The 19069-nt window shown below is 61.8% G+C and carries 20 protein-coding genes and 1 tRNA gene; 10 read left to right on the plus strand and 11 right to left on the minus strand.

Translation table 11 applies throughout. The annotated features are described in order from the left end of the window. Window positions 1-202 precede the first annotated feature (202 nt). Window positions 203-1366, minus strand: coding sequence for a cystathionine gamma-synthase (locus ACX80E_RS13210; RefSeq protein WP_459302458.1), 1164 nt, complete (start codon window positions 1364-1366; stop codon window positions 203-205). A gap of 25 nt (window positions 1367-1391) precedes the next feature. Beyond that, window positions 1392-2777: a cystathionine beta-synthase gene (locus tag ACX80E_RS13215; RefSeq protein WP_459302459.1), complete on the minus strand. Its 1386-nt coding sequence runs from the start codon at window positions 2775-2777 to the stop codon at window positions 1392-1394. A gap of 113 nt (window positions 2778-2890) precedes the next feature. Between ACX80E_RS13215 and ACX80E_RS13220 the strand changes: the two genes are divergently transcribed. From ACX80E_RS13220 to ACX80E_RS13235, 4 genes are read left to right on the plus strand one after another with little or no spacing between them, the layout of a single operon-like run. Continuing rightward, entirely contained in the window at window positions 2891-3328 is a 438-nt protein-coding gene (locus ACX80E_RS13220) for an SRPBCC family protein (protein ID WP_459302460.1), read from the plus strand. 52 nt (window positions 3329-3380) lie between these two features. Beyond that, window positions 3381-3950 carry a P-loop NTPase family protein gene (locus ACX80E_RS13225; RefSeq protein WP_459302461.1) on the plus strand — a complete coding sequence of 190 codons (570 nt, stop codon included), beginning with the start codon at window positions 3381-3383 and terminating at the stop codon, window positions 3948-3950. Between the two features lie 9 nt (window positions 3951-3959). After that, window positions 3960-4367 (plus strand): helix-turn-helix transcriptional regulator, encoded by a 408-nt coding sequence (locus ACX80E_RS13230; RefSeq protein ID WP_459302462.1) that lies wholly within the window; start codon window positions 3960-3962, stop codon window positions 4365-4367. Between the two features lie 56 nt (window positions 4368-4423). Beyond that, window positions 4424-4825, plus strand: coding sequence for a VOC family protein (locus ACX80E_RS13235; RefSeq protein WP_459302463.1), 402 nt, complete (start codon window positions 4424-4426; stop codon window positions 4823-4825). Window positions 4826-4890: 65 nt separating this feature from the next. On the opposite strand, the gene ACX80E_RS13240 is transcribed toward ACX80E_RS13235, so the two are convergent. After that, entirely contained in the window at window positions 4891-8343 is a 3453-nt protein-coding gene (locus ACX80E_RS13240) for a bifunctional proline dehydrogenase/L-glutamate gamma-semialdehyde dehydrogenase (RefSeq protein ID WP_459302482.1), read from the minus strand. 146 nt (window positions 8344-8489) lie between these two features. Here ACX80E_RS13240 and ACX80E_RS13245 point away from each other — a divergent pair, with 146 nt between their 5' ends. From ACX80E_RS13245 to ACX80E_RS13255, 3 genes are all read left to right on the plus strand, one after another. Next, entirely contained in the window at window positions 8490-9413 is a 924-nt protein-coding gene (locus tag ACX80E_RS13245) for a LysR family transcriptional regulator (RefSeq protein ID WP_459302465.1), read from the plus strand. Window positions 9414-9478: 65 nt separating this feature from the next. Beyond that, window positions 9479-10426, plus strand: coding sequence for a DNA-3-methyladenine glycosylase family protein (locus ACX80E_RS13250; protein ID WP_459302467.1), 948 nt, complete (start codon window positions 9479-9481; stop codon window positions 10424-10426). A gap of 72 nt (window positions 10427-10498) precedes the next feature. Beyond that, complete coding sequence (locus tag ACX80E_RS13255) at window positions 10499-10777, plus strand: putative quinol monooxygenase (protein WP_459302468.1); 279 nt, start codon at window positions 10499-10501, stop codon at window positions 10775-10777. Between the two features lie 136 nt (window positions 10778-10913). On the opposite strand, the gene ACX80E_RS13260 is transcribed toward ACX80E_RS13255, so the two are convergent. The 3 genes from ACX80E_RS13260 to ACX80E_RS13270 form a co-directional block, all read right to left on the minus strand. After that, window positions 10914-11294 (minus strand): thioredoxin family protein, encoded by a 381-nt coding sequence (locus ACX80E_RS13260; protein WP_459302469.1) that lies wholly within the window; start codon window positions 11292-11294, stop codon window positions 10914-10916. 70 nt (window positions 11295-11364) lie between these two features. Continuing rightward, on the minus strand, window positions 11365-12594 hold the full coding sequence (locus ACX80E_RS13265; protein WP_459302470.1) for an MFS transporter: 1230 nt from the start codon (window positions 12592-12594) through the stop codon (window positions 11365-11367). Window positions 12595-12651: 57 nt separating this feature from the next. Next, entirely contained in the window at window positions 12652-13086 is a 435-nt protein-coding gene (locus tag ACX80E_RS13270; RefSeq protein ID WP_459302471.1) for a MarR family winged helix-turn-helix transcriptional regulator, read from the minus strand. Between the two features lie 226 nt (window positions 13087-13312). On the opposite strand from ACX80E_RS13270, the gene ACX80E_RS13275 reads away from it, so the two are divergent. After that, window positions 13313-13579: a hypothetical protein gene (locus ACX80E_RS13275; protein ID WP_459302473.1), complete on the plus strand. Its 267-nt coding sequence runs from the start codon at window positions 13313-13315 to the stop codon at window positions 13577-13579. A 64-nt stretch (window positions 13580-13643) separates the two neighbouring features. Here the strand turns inward: ACX80E_RS13275 and ACX80E_RS13280 are convergent, their stop codons facing one another. The 4 genes from ACX80E_RS13280 to ACX80E_RS13295 all read right to left on the minus strand — a co-directional run bounded on the left by ACX80E_RS13280 (window position 13644) and on the right by ACX80E_RS13295 (window position 15663). Further along, on the minus strand, window positions 13644-14270 hold the full coding sequence (locus ACX80E_RS13280) for a sunset domain-containing protein (RefSeq protein ID WP_459302475.1): 627 nt from the start codon (window positions 14268-14270) through the stop codon (window positions 13644-13646). A gap of 108 nt (window positions 14271-14378) precedes the next feature. Further along, window positions 14379-15068 carry a hypothetical protein gene (locus ACX80E_RS13285; RefSeq protein ID WP_459302476.1) on the minus strand — a complete coding sequence of 230 codons (690 nt, stop codon included), beginning with the start codon at window positions 15066-15068 and terminating at the stop codon, window positions 14379-14381. 95 nt (window positions 15069-15163) lie between these two features. Continuing rightward, window positions 15164-15248 (minus strand) — tRNA-Tyr (locus tag ACX80E_RS13290). Between the two features lie 166 nt (window positions 15249-15414). Further along, on the minus strand, window positions 15415-15663 hold the full coding sequence (locus ACX80E_RS13295; protein ID WP_459302477.1) for a hypothetical protein: 249 nt from the start codon (window positions 15661-15663) through the stop codon (window positions 15415-15417). Between the two features lie 400 nt (window positions 15664-16063). Between ACX80E_RS13295 and ACX80E_RS13300 the strand changes: the two genes are divergently transcribed. After that, window positions 16064-16552, plus strand: coding sequence for a YajQ family cyclic di-GMP-binding protein (locus ACX80E_RS13300; protein ID WP_459302478.1), 489 nt, complete (start codon window positions 16064-16066; stop codon window positions 16550-16552). 186 nt (window positions 16553-16738) lie between these two features. Beyond that, on the plus strand, window positions 16739-17515 hold the full coding sequence (locus ACX80E_RS13305; RefSeq protein ID WP_459302479.1) for a VOC family protein: 777 nt from the start codon (window positions 16739-16741) through the stop codon (window positions 17513-17515). A gap of 119 nt (window positions 17516-17634) precedes the next feature. Here ACX80E_RS13305 and ACX80E_RS13310 read toward each other — a convergent pair. Next, window positions 17635-19069 (minus strand): HNH endonuclease (locus ACX80E_RS13310; RefSeq protein ID WP_459302481.1); only part of this gene is annotated, 1435 nt, incomplete at its 5' end.

Genomic DNA, 19069 nt, shown 5'->3' on the forward strand with positions numbered 1-19069 from the left:
GTTACCCAATTGTCACCGGTTTATGCAATTCGATAGTGTATGCATAATTCAGCCACCGGCTTCAGCATCAGCGACACCCCCAACAACAACGACAGACGCTCTCGCAGCAATGGCTGGATTTTCAGAAACGCTCTCGCACTGACTGCGATAGCGTTTGTAGAAATGGCACCATTGCTGCGAGAGCGTCTGTAGTGTGTGGGTGTCAGTCGAGGGTGGCTAGTGCCTGCTCCAGGTCTGCGATGAGATCGGCGACGTCCTCAATGCCCACCGACAGCCTGAGCAAGTTCACCGGCACGGCCAGCTTGGTGCCCTTGACCGAGGCATGCGTCATCTCGGACGGGTAGTTCATGAGCGATTCAATGCCGCCCAGCGACTCGGCCAGGGTGAACAGTTTCGTGGACTCGGCCACCTTCCGGGCTACCGCCTCGCCGCCCTTGAACTGCACCGAAATCATGCCGCCAAAGCCGCGCATTTGCCGGGCCGCCAGCTCGTGTCCGGGATGGCCGGGCAGGCCGGGGTAAAGCACACGTTCCACTTCGGGGCGCGCCAGCAACCATTCGGCAATGGCCTGGGCGTTGCTGCAATGCCTGTCCATGCGCACGCCAAGGGTCTTGAGCCCGCGCGTGGTCAGCCACGCCTCCATCGGGGCCGAGACGGCACCGACGGCAAACTGCACAAAGCCGATCTTCTCGGCGGCCTCGGGGTCGGAGAGGATGATGGCCCCGCCGGACGCGTCCGAGTGCCCCCCAATGTACTTGGTGGTCGAATGCACCACCACATCGGCCCCCAGAGCCAGCGGGTTTTGCAGGTACGGGGAGGCGAAGGTGTTATCGACCACTAGCAGCGCCCCGGCGGCGTGTGCCACCTCGGCGAGCGCGGCAATGTCGGTGATCTTCATCATGGGGTTCGACGGCGTCTCCACCCAGACCATCTTCGTCTTACCTTCTCGCCCGCCCGCGGCTACAGCGGCAGCCAGCACACCGGCGTCGTTCATGTCCACGGCAGCGTTGCTGATGCCCCACACGGACAAGACCCGGTTGATCAGCCGGTACGTTCCCCCGTAAACGTCATTGCCCATGACGATGTGATCGCCGGGAGCCAGCAGGGCGCGGATCAAGGCGTCCTCGGCCGCCAGCCCCGAGGCGAAGCTGAAAGCGAAGTCCCCTCCCTCGAGCGCCGCGAGCTGGGACTGGAGCGAGTCGCGGGTGGGGTTGGTGCCACGGCCGTACTCATATCCATTGCGCAGCTGGCCAATGCCGTCCTGTGCGAAGGTGGTGGTTTGGTACAGCGGCGGAATGACAGAACCCGTGGTGGGATCCGGGGTCTGTCCGGCGTGAACGGCGCGGGTGTTGAATCCTTCAGTCATTGTTGTCTCCTAGCATGGTGGAAAGTCAGTCGTTGAGGTAGTTCAGCAGGTCGTGGCGGGTCAGCACACCCACCGGCGCACCCACGAACGTCACCATGAGCGCGTCCACGTCCTGCAGTTTGGCACGCGCCGCGGCGATGGGTTCCAGGGAGCCGATGATGGGAAGTGCGGGTTGCATGTGCTCGGTGATCTTGTCTGTCAGTTTGGCTTCGTGGCGGAAAAGTTTGCCGGTGAGGGTGCGCTCATCCACCGAACCAATCACCTCGCCCATGACGACAGGTGGTTCGGCCGACAATACGGGAATCTGTGAGACACCGTATTCGGCCATCAGGCTGATGACGTCGCGGACCGTCTCGTTCGGGTGGATGTGGACCAGATCCGGCATCCGCCCCGTCTTGGCCCTGAGCAGTTCCCCAATGGCCGGCTCATCCGTGGCCTTCAAGAAACCGTACGACTGCATCCACAAGTCATCAAAGATCTTCGCCAGGTAGCCGCGGCCGCTGTCCGGCAGCAAGACAACGACGACGGCGTCCTCACCCAGGTCTTTGGCCGCCTCCAAGGCCGCCACGACAGCCATCCCTGAGGAGCCGCCCACCAGCAGCCCTTCTTCCCGGGCCAGGCGCCGGGTCATGGCAAAACTGTCGTTGTCGCTCACGGCGAGGACCTGGTGCGGGACGCTCTTGTCATAGGAGGATGGCCACATGTCCTCGCCCACCCCTTCAACAAGGTAGGGCCGTCCCGTGCCGCCGGAATACACCGAACCTTCGGGGTCGGCGCCAATAATCTGAACTTCCCCGCCATCAGCGGCGGGCCGGTCTCTGGAGACCTCCCGCAAAAAGCGGCCCGTACCGGTAATGGTCCCGCCGGTGCCCACGCCGGCGATGAAGTGGGTGACTTTCCCGGAAGTGTCGGCCCAGATCTCCGGGCCCGTTGTTTCGTAGTGGCTTAACGGCCCGTTTTGGTTGGAGAACTGGTCGGGCTTGTAGGCGCCGGGGATTTCCTTCACCAACCTGTCGGAGACGCCATAGTAGGACTGGGGGCTGTCCGGTGCCACGGCCGTCGGGGTGACCACCACCTCGGCGCCATACGCTTTCAGCACAGCACGTTTATCTTCGCCCACCTTGTCGGGGACAACAAAAACGCACTTGTAGCCGCGTTGTTGGGCCACCATGGCCATGGCCACGCCGGTGTTGCCGCTGGTGGGTTCCACCACCGTGCCGCCGGGTTTGATGCGGCCCTCCCTGGCAGCCTCATCCAGCATCTTCACGGCGATGCGGTCCTTGGCGGACCCGCCCGGATTCAGATACTCCAGTTTCACTAAAATGGTGGCCTTGATGCCGTCGGTGACCTTATTAAGTTTCACCAGCGGCGTGTTGCCGATCAGGTCAAGGACTGAGTTCGCGTACTTCATGAGTTCAAACGTATCGGTAAAGCGGCCGCCATGACCACAGCTCGTTACGTCAGTGCCGGCCACTGGGCGCACAGCCCCTCCATTCTGCCGCACACGGGGTATATGATTCGGCCATGGACTACACCCAAGACATCATTGTCAACGTCCCCCGGCAACGGTTCATCGAGCTGTTCGACAATCCCGACACCATGTCGCAATGGATGGAGGGCCTGCTCTCCCTCGAAGCCTTGACAGGCGTTCCAGGGCAGGCCGGCACCACCTCACGGCTCACGTTCAAACGCGGGCGCGGCACCCTGGAAATGGTGGAAACCATTGTGCGCAGGGAGCTGCCAGATCATTTTGACGCAACCTACGACGCCAACGGTGTGCACAATATCTGTGCAAACCAGTTCATTGACATTGACGGTGCTTCCACCCAGTGGGTGGCCCACAACATCTTTGAGCTGAAAGGCTTCATGAAGGTCGTCGGCGCCTTGTTCGGTGCCAGCTTCCGGAAGGAAAGCTACAAGTCAATGCAGGCGTTCAAGACCTTTGCTGAGGCCAACGCCTGAGCTCGACCGACAATGATTGCGGGCCTGGCGGCTGCCCTCATAGAATCAGCGGGTGCTCTCCGCCCTCAATCCGCTGCCGCTGCGGCCCCAACGAATCTTGATCGCCGGCGTCACCGGCGCAGGAAAGACTACGCTCGCGTCCCGTCTGGGGGAGCTTCTTCAGGTGCCCCACACGGAGCTTGACAGCCTGTTCCACGGCCCCGACTGGGTGCCGCGGGAGAGCTTCGTGGACGACGTCGAAGTCCTCACCAGGTGCCCCGGCTGGGTGAGCGAATGGCAATACAATATGGTCAGGGTCATGCTGGCGGAGCGGGCAGATACGTTGATCTGGCTGGATTTTTCGTTCCGGACATCCATGTGGCGCCTAATCCGGCGCACCATCCGGCGCAGGCTGCGGCACCAGGAATTGTGGAACGGTAACTACGAGGGCCCGCTCCGTGCAGTTTTCACCGACCGCGACCACATCATCCGCTGGGGTTGGCGGACCCGCAACAAGTTCAAGGTTGCCGTACCGGCGCTGGAACGTACACAACCGCACCTGCACATTGTCCGCTTGCGCTCACCTCGGGAGGCGGAACTCTGGGTGCAGGAACTTCGCCACGCCCTCGCCGCCGGCTGGTAGCCTCAAGCCATGACACCCGATGAGCTGGCCGATCTGGCGCATCTGCGCCGGGCACGGGACATGATTGACAGGGACTACGCCCTGCCCCTGAACGTATCCACCATCGCCGCCAAGGCGTTGATGTCCACGGCCCACTTTTCCCGAAAATTCAAGGACGCCTACGGCGAAACACCCTACAGCTACCTCATGACCCGCCGCATCGAGCGGGCCGCGGCGCTGTTGCGCGGCGGCATGTCAGTGACGGATGCCTGCATGAGCGTCGGCGCTACGTCGCTGGGGTCCTTCAGTACACGGTTTACCGAGATCATGGGCGAAACACCCAGCAACTACAGGAGCCGGGAACACAGCGCCATCGAGGCCATGCCCCCGTGCTTTGCCAAAAACACGACCCGGCCGGTCAGGGGCAACCGCGGCTAAGAAGTCGAGCAGGAATGGAGAAGCGCAGCAGCGCTTCCCGGGGATAGTTTCGTCCTATGGCTATTTCACTTCAGTACACCAACATCACAGTCAACGACGCCGAAGAATCAATCGCTTTTTACCGCGACGCCCTCGGCCTCAACGTCAGCAATGACGTCAAGTCCGGTGACTTTCGCTGGGTCACGCTCAGCACGGACACTCAACCAGGACTGGGGATCGTCATCTCCGAACCTCATGCTGGCCGTTCAAAGGCTGACGGCGACGCCTTGGCGGAGCTACTCACCAAGGGGGTGCTGCCCATGCTCGTGTTCAGCACCGACAATCTCGACTCGACCTTTGAGAAGGCCACTGCCGCTGGCGCAGAAGTTCTCCAGGAGCCCACGGATCAGCCTTGGGGGCCGCGTGACTGCGCGTTCCGCGACCCGTCGGGGAACATGGTTCGCGTTTCGCAGTCCTGATCCGCAGCCGTCTCCTCCTTTCGCACCCGTTGGGACGGGCGCGAAAGGAGGAGAGCGGGTGGGGTCTAGATCAGGCCCTCCGAGAGGTGGTTCGGAGTGCCGAAGCGGTGCGCCGTGATGCTCACTGCCTGCTCGTGCAGGAACGGCAGCATTTCAACGCGGCCAGCCTCGGTGACGTTGCCGGGGTAGATGGCCAGGTCCGGGCGTCCGCCGCTTGCTTCGTACACAGCACTGGCGTCACCGCCGATCAGGCGGATGCGGCCGGCACCGAAGTTCCGGGCCGTGGTCAGCCATTCCTCGTCGTTCTCAACAGTGACGTTGATGCGCAGGCTCAGCAGCAGCGCCTGAATGGCGTTGGGGAGTGCGACGGCGGAGGAGACTTCCGGGGTGGCGCCGGCTGTGATGCCTGCCGCAAGAACACGGATAAGATTCGCAACCGACTCGCCCTGCGCCAGGCGAACCAGCGGGTTCAAGGGCACGTAGCGGAACACGTTGCGTTCGGCGGACAGTGCCGAAACATCCTTGGCCACGCCGAACTCGGCAGACCATGCTGCGGCGTCGCTGTGCAGCGATCGCAACAAGAATGCTTGCTCCGCGGCCGAAAGCTCGGTGGCTGCGGCCAGCATCTTGGTGGCCGCGTCACCCAACGGCTCGGTGGCCGTGGATTCAGCAGACTCCCACGAGCCCAAACCAACAAGGTAGTTGGGTCCACCAGCCTTGGTGCCTGCACCAACAGCGGACTTCTTCCACCCGCCGAACGGCTGGCGCTGCACAATGGCACCTGTGATGCCACGGTTGACGTAGAGGTTTCCTGCCTGGACGGTGTCCAGCCAGAGTCCGATTTCGGCGGAGTCCAGGGAGTGCAGGCCGCTGGTCAGGCCGTAGTCCACCTGGTTGACCAGCGCGATGGCGTCTTCTAGCGTGTCCGCCGCCATGACACTCAACACGGGGCCGAAGAACTCGGTCAGGTGGCAGGTGGATCCTGCCACAACGCCTGTGCGGACACCCGGAGACCAGAGACGGCCGGTGTCATCGAGCTGCACGGGCTCGATGGCCCAGCTTTCGCCCTCGTCCAAGGTGGTCAGGGCCTTGAGCAGCTTGCCGGCTGCCGGTTCGATGACCGGGCCCATCTGGGTGGTTGCCGTTTCAGGGTAGCCGACGCTCAGGCTGGAGGCGGCGTCGATCAGCTGGTTGCGGAAGCGGGCCGACTTCGCCACTGACCCAACCATGATGACCAGGGAAGCTGCTGAGCACTTCTGCCCGGCGTGCCCAAACGCGGACTGGACAATGTCCTTCGCGGCCAGGTCAAGGTCGGCGCTGGGGGTGACGATGATGGCGTTCTTGCCTGATGTCTCGGCCAACAACGGCAAGTCGGTGCGGAAGCTGCGGAACAGTTCAGCCGTCTCGTAGCCGCCGGTCAAGATCACGCGGTCAACGCTGGGGTGGGCCACAAGTGCCTTGCCCAGCTCCCGCTCGCCCAGCTGGACAAGTGCCAGCACCTCGCGGGGCACCCCGGCGTCCCAGAGGGCCTCAACCATGAGGGATCCGCTGCGCTGGGCCTGACGGGCGGGCTTGATAACCACTGCGGAGCCCGCAGCCAGCGCGGACAGGGCCGAACCGGCCGGGATGGCGAGCGGGAAGTTCCACGGCGGCGTCACCACAGTCAGCTTCACCGGGACAAACGTGGCGCCGTCAACTGTTTCCAAGTCCTTGGCGCGCTCGGCGTAGTAGTGCGCAAAGTCCACTGCTTCGCTGATCTCGGGGTCGGACTGGTCCAGCGTCTTGCCGGTCTCGGAGGCCATGACCTCCATGAACGCCGCACGGCGGGATTCCAACACATCACCGGCGCGGTGCAAGATGGCTGCGCGCTCGGCACCACTCATGGCGCCCCACGCCTTACCCGAGTCGACGGCGGTGTCGACTATGCGGTTCAGCTCGGCCAGATCGGTGACGGTGGTGGCTGCCACGATGTCGTTGGCCAGGACCGAACCGGGGATGCGGGCCAGAATGTCCTTGCCCCAGGCCTGGTTGGCCACCAGCGACGGATCGGTGTCGGGGGTGTTGGCGAAGGAATCAGTGGGCGCATCAGCGGCAGGCTGGTTGCGGTCCTGGACGCGGTTGGTGGGCGGGACAGCGGTGTCCAGCTCCTGCAGGGAGGCCAGGAACCGCTGCTGCTCACGCTGGAACAGGTCCTCATTTTCGGAGAGCTCGAAAACGGCTGACATGAAGTTGTCCTGGCTGGCACCCTCCTCCAAGCGGCGGATGAGGTACGCAATGGCGACGTCGAACTCACCCGGGTGGACCACGGGCGTGTACAGCAGCAGCGAGCCAACATCCTTGCGGACAGCCTCGGCCTGGCCTGTGGCCATACCCAGCAGCATCTCAAATTCCAGCCGACCGGCGGTGGTGTCGATGCCGCGCTGCTTGGCAAGCAACCAGGCGTGAGCCACGTCGAAGAGGTTGTGACCGGCCACGCCAACGTGGACGGCGTCAATGCGTTCGGGGGTCAGCGCGTAGTTCACGATGCGCTTGTAGTTGGTGTCCGAGTCCTGCTTGGTGCCCCAGGTGGCCAGCGGCCAGCCGAAGACCGAAGCCTGTACCTGTTCCATGGGCAGGTTGGCGCCCTTGACGATGCGCACCTTCACGGCGGCACCGCCTTCTGCGCGGCGCTTGGTGGCCCATTCCGTCAGCTCGATCATGGCGGAAAGCGTGTCGGGCAGGTACGCCTGCAACACCAGGCCGGCCTCAAGGTGCTTGAACTCGGGCTTGTCCATGATGCGCTTGAATACGGCGATGGTCATGGTGAGGTCTTTGTACTCCTCCATGTCCAGGTTGATGAACTTGGCCCGGGGGAAGGAGTTGGCCAGCGTGTACAGCGGGGTCAGTTTTTCCACGACATGATCGACGGCGTCGTCGAAGGCCCAGGGTGAGTGGGGGGCAACCGTGGAGGATTCCTTGATGGAGACATAGTCGACGTCGTCCCGCGCCAGCAGCTTCAGGGTTCCCTCAAGACGGCGGGCGGCTTCGTGGTCGCCCAACACTGCCTCGCCCAGGAGGTTGATGTTCAGTTTGGCTCCGCCGGCCCGGATCTTGGCGATGGCCGGGCCCAGCTTGGCGTCCGTGGCGTCCACGATCAGGTGGCCCACCATTTCGCGGAGAACCTTGCGGGCGATCGGGATGACAATCTGCGGCACGATCGGTGCCATGACACCGCCCACGCGCACGGCACTACGCATGTACCACGGCAAGAACGCCGGAACCTTGGGCGCAAGGATGGCCAGGTTGCGCGCGGCAACGGTGAGGTCTTCGGGACGGATCACACCGTCAACGAAGCCGACAGTGAAGTCAAGGCCGTTGGGGTCCTTCAAAACACCTGCCAGGCGTTGGGCGGAGACATCGGCCGGGAACTTGGCAGCTTCATTGAGCCAGTGCCGGACAAGGGCGACGGTTTCCTGTGCAAGATCGTTGCTGGGAACCGGAATGCTTGCGGAGGTGGCCGCTGTGACGGAACTTGTCATGGTTGCTGATGCACTCATTTCTGTTGGTGCCAGGAGTGGGGACAAAAATCTTTGGTAATCACCAGTATGAGACGTTTGTTCAATTAGCAAAAGTGGTGATTTATGATGGATATTGATCATTTCTACTAACTCTTCCGGAGGTGCCCATGTTGGACGTCAGACGCCTGCGTTTGCTGCGTGAATTACACATTCGCGGAACCCTGGCCGATGTGGCTGCGGCACTGCAATACAGCCCCTCCGCCGTGTCCCAGCAGCTGGCCCAGTTGGAGAAGGAGGTGGGGGTCAAGTTGCTGCTCAAAGTTGGTCGGCGCGTGCAACTCACACCCCAGGCTGAAATCCTTGTGGCACACACCACCGAGCTGTTGGCGACCTTGGAACGGGCCGAAGCTGACTTGTCCGCCTCCTTGACCACTGTGACCGGGACGGTGAAGTTGGCTGTTTTTCAATCTGCGGCCCTGGCATTGCTTCCCGACCTGCTCACGTCCATGGCGCAAACCCACCCGGATGTGCGCATTGAAATGGTCCAACGCGAACCGGAAACTGCCCTCTACGAGACGTGGGCGCGAGACTTTGATTTGGTGGTGGCCGAACAGTATCCCGGCCATGCAGCACCCCTGCACCCGGAACTGGACAAGATCACCCTCACCACTGACGCCATCCGGCTGGCGGTGCCCTCCGAGGGCGTGGCTGGTGGTATGAACCGGCTGTGTGCAGCTCCCATCACGGACCTTGCGGACACAACAAATCTGCCGTGGGTCATGGAACCGCGCGGGGCCGCGTCCCGGCATTGGGCCGAGCAGGCGTGCCGGCAGGCCGGATTTGAACCCGATGTGCGCTTTGAAACAGCCGATCTGCAGGCGCAGATCAGGCTCATCGAGTCAGGCAATGCGGTGGGGCTGATGCCCGATCTCATGTGGACAGGGCGCCCGCCGGCACTGACCCTCATCGATTTGCCCGGTCTCCCCCGGCGCACTGTCTTCACTTCCGTCCGGCGTGCCAGCCGCCGCCGTCCGGCACTGTTGGCATGCCGGGAAATCCTGGCGCAAACTGCCCAGTCACTCATTACCTGAGCCGCGTATTGAGGCAGCCGCACCATGTAGGGCCAGGTGTCGGCCCCACGTGCGACCATGGATTCATGACTGCCGCCGAAGGACCCACCATGCTGTGGGATGCTGGCGGCCCCTACTCCCTGCACGAGACTCTGGGCATCATAGGCCGCGGCCCCGGCGATAAGACCATTCACCTGGCACCCCATGCGGCGTGGCTGGCCTTCAACACAGCTGCTGGTCCGGCCACCGTGGGTATCACCCAGCACGGGCGCGAACTGCGGATCCGCTCCTGGGGGCCGGGCTCCGAGCAGGCCCTGGTTTCGGTGCCGGCGCTGCTGGGAATTCACGACGACTGGTCAGCCTTCGACTCCCCCGCGTTTGCAGCCACCCTCCCCCGCCCAGTGAGGGAGGCCCGACGCCGTCACAGTGCTGTGCGGCTGCCCGCCACCGGGCGCATGGTTGACGCACTCATCCCGGCCATCTTGGAGCAAAAGGTCACCTCACTGGAGGCGCACCGCAGCTACGCAACACTGTTGCGCACCTTCGGCACCAAAGCCCCCGGCGCCGGGACCGACCCCACAGTTCCCCACGATCTTTTGGTGGCGCCCGCACCCGCCCAATGGGCGGCAATCCCCTCCTGGTCATGGCACAAGGCAGGCGTTGGACCACAACGGTCGGCAACAGTCCTGCGGATGCTCCGATCGGCGTCGGGATTGGAGCGTTTGGGGCAACTATCGCCAACAGAAGCGGGCGCGAAGATGCGCAGCATCCCCGGAATTGGCGTGTGGACGGCGGCGGAAGTCACCCAACGCACGCACGGTGACGCCGATCAAGTGGCCGTGGGCGACTACCATCTGGCCGCCTACGTGGGTTGGGCACTGGCTGGAAAACCGGTGGACGACGCTGGCATGCTGGAACTTCTGGAGCCGTGGCGCGGGCACCGGCAACGGGTGGTGCGCATGCTGTATCTGAGCGGATTTCGAAAGCCCGCATTTGGTCCCCGCCTGGGTATCCAAGACCACCGCCGGCACTGACGCACCGGGCGGAATGGTTCACACTGCGGAATCGCTTCCAGACCCGGCCCCGGCATCGCCTAGGCTTGGTGCATGAGCGAGATCATCAACCTACAGTCCACGTTTATCCCCAATGAGGGCGAATTCTTCCGAGTGAAGCTCGCCCTTGAGATCGCGATTGAACAGGTCGTTGAGGAGCCCGGCTGTATTCTGTATGAGATCACGGAGGAATCCGAAGAAAAGATCGTCCTGACTGAGCAGTGGGCTTCCGAGGGCGACTTTGAAAAGCACGGCAAGGGCATCGCCGTGCAGGATCTCGAAGAGTCCCTCAGCGCCCTGTTGGCCGAGCCGGTCAAGCTGGCACGGCTCTAACAACGAATGGCGCCCACCTCGAGTTAGACGGAAGGCCGCGAAACTGATGCGGCGCTACGTCTGACTCGGCGGGCATAAGTCTGACTCTGCGCCTGCAAGCCCGAGCTGCCAACGTCGAGGGCCTCTGTGAAGAACGCTACTGGACGGGATCGCCCTCGGCCTGCTTGGCGGCAACAGCGGCATGGACCTCGCTCATGTCCAGCGCCTTGACGGCTGTGATGACCTCATCGAGCTCAGTGCCGTTGAGCGCACCGGGCTGGGCAAAGACCAGCACCTTTTCCCTGAACGCCATCAGAGTGGGAATGGAGGTGATGTCTGCTTCGGCGGCGAGCTGCTGCTCGGCTTCGGTATCCACCTTGGCGAACACGACGTCGTCGTGCTTCTCCGAGGCCGCCGCAAAGGTGGGCGCAAAGCGCAGGCAGGGCTGGCACCAAGACGCCCAGAAGTCAACGATCACAATGTCGTTACCCTCGATGGTTGGACCAAAAGTTTCTGTGGTGATATCAACTGTAGCCATGCTTTAACCGTACGTGAGTAACCACGTTCTTGGCTGTAGTTTCGCTCAACGCGTGAGTGGGAATAACACTTCAGACCCTGTGCGGCGCGTGCGCCGTCAGGAATCTGCGGCCGCCGAAGATGACACAGGCACTAATCAGCACCGCCGCCGCCGCAACATAGAACGTGGTGGCGGCGTTAAAGTGCTCAGCGATCTTGGCCGCCATAAACGGCGCCAGGGCGCCTCCCATCCACCGAATGAAGTTGTACCCCGCACTGGCCACGGGCCGCGGGGAATCCGAAACGGACATGGCCATTTCGGTGAACAGGGTGTTGTTGATGCCCAGCAGGGCCCCCGAAGCAACCGTCAGGACCACAATGACAGTAATTGAGTGCCCCGTGGCCAGTGCTATGCCAACCAGAATCACCATCAGGCCCAGCAAGGAACCCATGAGTGCCCGGGTGGGCCCAAACCAGCGCTGGACCAGGGGTGCCACGAACACCGAGAAAACGGCCACGGCCACGCCCCAGCCAAAGAACACGGCACCAATTCCATAGGCGTCGAAGCCCAAGATGAACGGCACAAATGCCAGGATGGTGAAGAACCCGTAGTTGTAGAACAAGGCGCTGCCGGCCGTGGTGCGCAGACCCTTGTGGCCCAACGCCAACAGTGGGTCACGCAGCCGCGTCTTCGTTGCGGGCACGGGTGTCTTGGGCAGCATGATGATGACCAGAATGAAGGCGATGACCATGGCCGTTGCTGTGCCAAAGAAGGGCGCACGCCATTGCCACCCGCCCAGCAGGGCGCCCATGAGCGGGCCCAGGGACAACCCCAAACCTAGGGCGGCCTCGTACAAAATGATTGCCGTGGCCGCACCGCCGGAGGCAACCCCCACCATGACGGCCAGCGATGTAGCCACGAATAAGGCGTTGCCCAGGCCCCACCCGGCACGGAAGCCAACAAGCTCATCGACAGTGTTGGAGAAGCCCGACAAGGCGGAGAACACCACAATGATGCCCAGGCCAATGAGGAGCGTCTTCTTCCCACCAATGCGTGATGACACGAACCCCGTGAGCAACATGGCGATGGCCGTTACCAGGAAGTAACTGGTGAAAAGCAGTGAGACCTCGCTGGGGGTGGCTGCCAGATTCTCGGCAATGGCCGGCAAAATCGGATCCACCAGGCCAATGCCCATAAACGCGAACACGGCCGCGAACGTCACCGCCCACACGGCCTTGGGCTGTTTGAGCATGGAGCGTTTCTCGTTCGCCAACACGTCTTCTATTTCGTGGGCAGATTTAACTGCCGTTGTGCCGTGCACGGTTTCTCCTCAGTACTGGTGTTTCTTAGAGTTCGACGGCGGCATGTGCCGACGCGATCAGCCGGCCAGGGCGTCGTTGAGTTTGGCAATGGCGGGTATCGCCTTGGCCACGGCCAGGCGCTCGTCGGGGTTCAGAGTCTTCAGCGCCGCAGCCATCGTGGCATTGCGGCGCGCATTGGCCTGCGCCAGTGCGCTCCGCCCGGCCTCCGTGAGGCGAACCAAGACCACGCGCGCATCGGATTCGTCCGCCAGCCGGTTGACCAAGCCCAGCCCTTCGAGTTTGATGACCTGTTCGGTGGCGCTGGGGACACGGATGCCGGCGTTGCGGGCTATGACGCTCACCCGCAACGGTTCTGTGGCAATCATGTTCAAGGTACTCACCTGGCCGGTGCTTAGTTCACCGTCGGCATCAATGGAACGGACCAGATAAACGGCTTGGCGCAAAATCTCCCGATACCGGCGGGCCAGGTCTTGAAGCTCAATGTCGTTCATAGTTAGGTAGCCTAACATCTTTTTGATCGCGCAGCCACCTCCCCGTGATGCGGCGGTGAAGCTTCAGAATCAACTGGGGCCCGGCGTCGAACATTGACCTAGGTGGGCGTACGTGGGCGTCCAGGGCAACTTCAAGGAAAAGTCGCCGTGAGGTCACATATTATTCACAGCCAATTCACCCGGCGCGTGCATACTGGCGTTATTGACTATAGAAAAGGAAGCAGCGATGACTTTCACCTCAGGAGACCCCATGATCCGCCCCGTTCACCACCGCGCCTTCATCAATCCCGAGAATTACGAGGTATGGCCGGCGATGATGCGGGACCAACCCGTTGCCTTGGTCAACAACCGCGGCTGGCGCCTGTCCGGCCGCGTGGAGACGCTCAGCAGTGACCGTCAATGCCTCTGGATCCAGCTCGACGCCGGCATGGGCCGCCAGCTTATCCACCATCAAGACGGCTTTGTGCTTGAGAGCGATGCAGTAGCCAGTTAGTGGTGCGCGCGCAAAAACGCCCGGTTCCGTTGCGGAGCCGGGCGTTTTTATTTGCAGTTCTGAATTAAACCTTGGATTTCCGGTAACCGGCTGCTTTCGCCGCCGCCTCAGTTGAGAAGCAGATTTCAGGGGTGGTTTTCAGGTAGAGGCGCTGGCCCTTGAGGTGGTAGATCTTGCTGGGAGCGTTGCCCTTGATGGGAGCCCACGCTGGACAATTCCATTTGCTGGCCGGTTTTGCTGATGTTGCCTTGGGTGCCGGCACAACCTTCACGTACTTCTGCACGCTCGACGCCGCAGCAACGGAGCCCTGCTTGGCCCACCTGATGGACCATTTTCCTGATGCCGAGGCGGCGAATGTTGTCTTCAGGTTTCCGGTGGAGTTGCTCTTAAACGTTCGAACGGCCTTGTTGGGGGTTGCCCCGTCGGCGTCAAAATACACCGCGGCCGTCAAAGCACCTGTCTTACCCCAGGCTTTTCCGGAGTATCGCTGCGCTTGGGCAGCCACGGTGATGGTCTTACCTTTGACGACGGTTGCCGGGCTGGCGGAGAAGCTTGCAACCCGCCCCGCCGACATGGCCGCGTGAGCGTTGGCGGGAATACTGGCCAGCGGGATCACCAGCGCCAATGCTGTCAAAGCAATCATCAGGCGCCGGCGCAGGGCGTGAGTGGGCGCGTTTGCGGAATGGTTCATGTGTCCCCCGGGAGTTTGACCAAGACGAAAGTTGTGGATGCAACGATTCACTCTAGCCAACTACTCCGAATCCGCGTGAACATTACGTTCCTGGCGCCGCCCACGAGGTTAGGTGTTCGGCTCAATCATTGACACAAATTCCAAGGCCTCGGTGACGCCGATGTCGGCGTGGTCGCACAAAAGGCGGGCTGCGCCGTCGTAATCTCCGGTCTGGGCCAGATTGCGTATCTGGCCGAAAATCTCCTCGTTGAGACGCGTGCTGGCCACCTCACGAACCTCGTCGCCGCGCGTCACTATGGCCCGGTAGCGGTACTTGCTGGCCGCAGCGGCCGGAATGACCTGCGCCTTCTGGGGCACTGGTTCCACGGCTGTCGGTAGCGGGGCCGCGTTGATAATGTCTTCAACCGTCAGCACGGTGTCCGCGACGGCAGGTGTTGCCGGCTCGGGCGACGGCTGCGGGAATTGTGCCAGCGCCGCGATGGCGCCAGCGGATTCGGCCAGGCCCAGGCGGGTGGCCTTGCGATACACCTGCACGGCGGTGAGCACCTGGTTTTGGGCTATCAAGGAGTAGATGGTCCGGTGCTGTTCGGGTGTGAGCCTGCCGCTGGCGGCCTCGGCAGCTTCCCGGGTGATCGCCTTGCCGCGACGTGACGACGTCGCCGGCTTGGAAATGGTGCCTGGCGTTGCGCCCGCCTCGAGCGGCGCTTCGGTCCGGTCACGTCGTCCCACAAAACGGGTCACGACAATCACAACAATGACAACGACCAGCACAATGACCAGCGGCACAACGTATTCCATGCCTTAACTGTAGTTCCGTCAGCCACCTCACAGGCACAGAACACAAAAAACCCGGAACCCAAACGATTTCTCGCATTGGTTCCGGGTTTCCCGTTTGGTGGCAGATACTGGATTCGAACCAGTGAAGGCGTTGCCAGCTGATTTACAGTCAGCCCCCTTTGGCCGCTCGGGTAATCTGCCGTGGCCAGTCAAACCTCAACAACGGGTTCAACTTTCGCCCCCAACAAGTGGGAGCAGTAAAACTGTACTAGGGTTTTGGCGAAAAACCGAATCGGGAGCTTTTGAGACTGCCGGACAGCTCAGCTTCGCCTGGCAAAACTGCGGTTTCCCGGCCCCGGTTTGGGCACTACGCCACGTTCTGGGTGCCCGCTTGGATCCGCTTAACTAGCTGTTTTTCCAAGAATGCCGCCTGCTCGGAGGTGATCTGACCAAGTTTTACGGCCCTGACCATGTCTTCGTGAACGCCGGCGATCCTGGAGGAGGCGGAGTTGGGCGGTGAACTGATGATGCTGCCTGAATTCGCACCCGACGCTGCCGCACCAGCCAGCGCGGGGCCACTCAAAACCGTCACAGCAGCCAATGTTGCCGCAGCCATTGCTGTTCCTACTGTGGCTCCTACAGTTTTCTTGGCGGGCCGAGTCTTAGCACTCGAAACACCCTCCCAAGCCACATACGGCGTGGGTTCGTTGTCAGGCGCTGACGTTGCGCGGTCCTTGGTGGCCATCGGTCCTCCTCTATTGCTGGCGGTCTGAACAACTTCTACTGTGTCAATCGCAAATGTGTACGGACAATATAGAGCCTTAGAACGAACTGTGAACGGCGGGCACCACTTCTGGCCGGCGAGTCCTCCCAAAACCTCGCTTCGCTCGCTTTGGGGCCCTCGGGCGCTAGCGCCTAACGCCCTCCCAAAACCTCGCTTCGCTCGCTTTGGGGCCCTCGGGCGCTAGGCTTAGATTCAAATCAATTGCTCAAGTTTGCACGTACATGGAGGAATCATGGCTAGTGAGTCAACGTTCGACGTCGTCAGCAAGGTCGACAAGCAAGAGGTCGCCAATGCGCTGCACCAGGCCCAGAAGGAAGTAGTCCAGCGCTACGACTTCAAGGGTGTTGGGGCTGAGATCGACTTCAGCGGCGAAAAAATCCTTCTCAAGGCCAACTCCGAGGAGCGCGTCATGGCGATCATGGACGTCTTCGAATCCAAGCTGATCAAGCGCGGCATCTCCCTGAAGTCCCTGGACGCTGGCGAACCCTACGCCTCCGGCAAGGAATACCGCCTCGAGGCCGAGATCGTCGAGGGCATTGCCCAGGACGTGGCCAAGAAGATCAACAAGCTGATTCGCGACGAAGGCCCCAAGGGCGTCAAGTCCACCATTCAGGGTGATGAGCTGCGAGTGAGCTCCAAGAGCCGCGACGACCTCCAGGAAGTCATGGCCATGCTGCGTAAGTTCGAAGACGCGGACCTGCAGTTTGTGAACATGCGCTAGTCCCCACCGGGCCTTGGGCCCAAGCCTTCTTGGCACAAGTGCACTAAAAGCGCCTACCGGATGAATCCACCCACCCCACGGTGGGAAAATATTCACCCGGTAGGCGCTTTTTGCCCTTGCCCCCACCTTGCCTGCGGGCATAGTCTTCCCTTGTCCCTAGCCAACAACTTGTATTTTGGAGTTGCCATGACCTTGCAAGATTTCCCGGCCGGAGCGCCGTGTTGGATTGACCTAATGACCTCCGATATCAGCCGATCACGCGAGTTCTATACAGCCCTCTTTGGTTGGGACTACGAGGTGGGGGATGAAGACAAGTACGGCGGCTACACCATGGCGCTCAAGGACGGCAAGAGCGTTGCCGGACTGATGCAGAGCCAAGACGGCGGCCAAGGCTACCCCGACGTGTGGAGCACATACCTGCGAGTGGATGATATTGTCGCGTCCATGGCAGCGGCCACCAACGCCGGCGCCATCTCATATCTGGAACCCATGGAGGTGCCCGAACAAGGCAAAATGGCCATGCTGGGCGATCCCAGCGGCGCCTCCGTGGGTTTGTGGGAATTTGGTGGCCACACAGGATTTCAGGCTCACGAGGAAACCGGGGCCGCCGCGTGGCATGAGCTGCACAGCAAGGACTATCCGGCTGCGGTGGGCTTCTACAAGGACGTTTTTGGCTTGCAGACCTCCGTCATGAGTGACACTCCCGAGTTCCGCTACACCAACCTGGTCAGCGGCAAACGGGAACTGGCCGGGATTATGGATGCCGCGGGCTACCTGCCGGATGAAGTTCCCTCCAACTGGCTGGTGTACTTTCAAACGGACGACGTCGACGCCACCGTCGCCTTGGCCCTCACCTTGGGTGCCACCGTCATCAATGCGCCGGAGGACTCCCCGTACGGACGGATTGCCGGGCTGAGCGATTGCACAGGAGCCATATTCAAACTGGTCCAGCCGCTCAACTGAACAAGGGTGCCATCGCCTTCCTTACGACTACGTATCCGATGGCGGCGGCCCGGACTTGCGCGACCACAGACTTAAAAGCGATCAGCTATATTCCTGACGCACACCCCGCCGGGGGTGAGTTAGTGCTGGTGTTTGTTGTGGCGTGGTTGGGGGCCTGGTAGTGGGGGTGCTGTGGAGATGTATCGGTGGCCTGTTGGTGTTGTGATTTCGGTGATTGGAGGGCCTTGGCCTGGGGCTGTTGCCTCGGTGTCTTTGGTGGAGGTCCATCCTGGTGCTTCCTTGGCTTGGTTGCAGTCCGAACACAGGCCTTGGCCGTTGTTCAGGGATGTGGTGCCGCCGGCCGCGTAGGACTTGATGTGGTCGTATTCGCGTATGGGTGCGTCGCAATACGGTGTTTGGCAGTGTTGGTCTTGGAGTCGAAGGAACTCCTTCATGCCCTCCGGGAAGAATCTGGCGTGGGAATCCATGGCCAGCAGCTGGTTGGTGTCCGGATGCGTGAATAGCCTCTTGAGCCACACTTCCGGCGTGGACCCGCGATCACCAAGAATCATGCTGCGTGCAAGGGGTGCAGGAATGGGGTCGTAGCCAACGAGCACGGCTGGTTCGTTGGCACTGCCAAAAAGTGATCTGTCGGTCATGACCAGTTCCAGGGATATGTTGGCCTCATCGACCGTGGTGCACAACGACTGGCTGGGGGTGCTGCCCCGTGAATCTGCGGCCTGTAAACGTGCCTGGGTGACTGCTTTGCCACCTACCGGCACGCCCCGGTGGTCACCGAGCGTACCGGCACCGTCATCGCACGGGGCATGCTGGAGCAGGCGGTGCATGAGCGCATCAGCCATGATTTGTCCCTTGCCCCGTTCATCACCGGATGCTTTGAGGCTGTCGGAAACCCTGGTCAGGGTGGCCAGAATACGCACCCCTTGTTTCAGCGGTATCAGTGCGCTCAGGTAGGTCATGCCGTCGGCGGCCGGCCGGAGCGAAACGTACCTGTCCCCCACAGCCTTCTCATGGCGCTTGACAAAGGCTTCAGGATCCAGGGTGTAGGCGGCCTTTTTGGCTGCGACGCCCAGTTCCCTATTACCCAGGAGCCCGACAGTGTCCGGGTCCGCGCAGATGGACTGATCCACGTGGGCCCTGTCCGCCAGGGAAAGGAAAACTGTTTCCCTGGCAATGATTCCGGCCTTGTACTCGCTGATCCGCCCCTGAGCGAAGGCCCTCATGGTGTAAGGCATTTCGCGCACCAACACTTCAGAGAACTCACCTAACTGGCGGCCACGGTGGGGAGATTCATGGCGGGCCAGGGCCAACTGATGGGCAATACCCCGGCCCAGTTTGTCCTTGGGAACTCCTGCACGAGCCTGGTCAAGGCGCTGCTGGGCAACAAACAGCGTCTGCGCGTGGGCTTGGGCGGCGGCCATGGCATTCTTGGCTTCCTCCAGAACAGCAATGACATCTATCAGGACCGCACCCGAAAGCTGATCCACAGTGTCGGGATCGAAACCTACCCCCTCAACGCACCCACCCAGGGACGTGAGCACTCCCGTGGCCAAG

The organism is Arthrobacter sp. TMN-49, assembly GCF_054511095.1.